We start from the raw sequence: 957 nt of genomic DNA, 5'->3' as shown, positions 1-957 counted from the left end.
CGCCCTCACACGCTCACGCGGGGCGAAGTCCCTTCTCGGATGCAGCCCGCTCTATACCCCTGCACGGCGAGCCGTCGGCCCGATCCGCTCGATTCCTCCGCTACCGCCCGCCGACGTCCTCACCCGAAGTCTCGGGAAGTCTCGTCCCGTACCCGCCTCGGCCGCCGTACCGGCCTCTCAACCCCTTCGCGAAGTTCGAGGACCGCTTCATATTGCGAGGTCGTCCGGTCAGGCGGGAGCGTCGTAAGTTGTTGCGACGGAAATCCTTCGCGGGTGGCCCCAATGAGGGACGTCGAAACGCAAAGCTCCAGCTGGGTCGCCTGAGCCGCCGGTGCGAGTTGCTGCCGCAGGAGTGACTAGAGCGGTTTCTTGTCGAGTGTATCGCTTGATCGATGATGCTGATATCCGCTATGGCGGAACCAGCCCATGACGTCGCCGGGGCGTACTGCCCACAGGGCGTCTCCCATCGCCTCGATCAGCCCGTCGATCGTCCGGGCCTTGGCCGAGCGGAGCAGGGACTTGAGCTTCGAGAAGGCCCGCTCGATCGCGTTCAGGTCGGGGCTGTACGGCGGCAGGTGCAGGAGGCGGCATCCGGCCTCCTCGATCGCCTCGCGGACGCCGGCCCGCTCGTGGCAGGCGAGGTCGTCCATCACCACGACGTCGCCGGGCCGCAGGGCCGGGACGAACTGCTGGCGGACGTAGGCGGCGAACAGCTCGCCGTCGATCGCCCCGTGGACCACGACGGGTGCGACGACGCCGTCGGCCCGCAGGCCGGCCACGAAGGTGGTCGTCTTCCAGTGGCCGTGCGGCACGGCCATGACCAGCCGCACGCCGCCGGGGGCCCGGCCGCGAGGGCGCGTCATGTTCGTGCTCGCCCAGGTCTCGTCGATGAAGACCAGGCGGGCCGGGTCCAGCCCTGGCATCGCCTCGCGCCAGCGTCGGCGGGCCTCGGCCACG

At 69.7% G+C, this 957-nt stretch carries 1 pseudogene; it reads right to left on the bottom strand.

From position 1 onward, the window contains the following. Positions 1-475: 475 nt before the first annotated feature. Positions 476-957: pseudogene (locus tag G6O68_RS31895) on the bottom strand (IS630 family transposase); the annotation flags it as partial.

The sequence above is a fragment of the Paludisphaera soli genome, assembly GCF_011064595.1.
GTDB classification, from domain to species: Bacteria; Planctomycetota; Planctomycetia; order Isosphaerales; family Isosphaeraceae; genus Paludisphaera; species Paludisphaera soli.
This window is presented reverse-complemented; position numbering and strand designations above follow the sequence as displayed.